At 58.9% G+C, this 275-nt stretch carries 1 protein-coding gene; it reads right to left on the reverse strand.

The features are described 5' to 3' along the window. Positions 1 to 275: hypothetical protein (locus tag E0702_RS19730; protein ID WP_205742049.1), on the reverse strand; the 275-nt coding region annotated here is incomplete at both ends.

Below are 275 nucleotides of genomic sequence, written 5' to 3' on the forward strand. Positions count from 1 at the left end.
CCACTTTGCCTTTTTTCTTCCTTCGTCCCGTGACCGGGTTCAGCGGGTGTGCTCGGGAGCAGTTGCTGGGGGCTATGCTCAGCCGCCTCCTTCGCAGCCTTCTCCTCTTCTGTGAGGTTTTTCTTTGGGAACCTCGACCTGATGCCCGAGAGCGCGATCGCCTCGCCCGGCGGCGTGAGAACAAAGAACCGTCTCGGAAGGCCAATTAGGTAGCCAGGTGCCGTCAGGATGCGCCAGAAAAAGGAATGGCACGTCTCGACGTCAATAAGGCGTTG

It is taken from the genome of Halomonas marinisediminis (genome assembly GCF_004347715.1).
GTDB classification, from domain to species: domain Bacteria; phylum Pseudomonadota; class Gammaproteobacteria; order Pseudomonadales; family Halomonadaceae; genus Halomonas; species Halomonas icarae.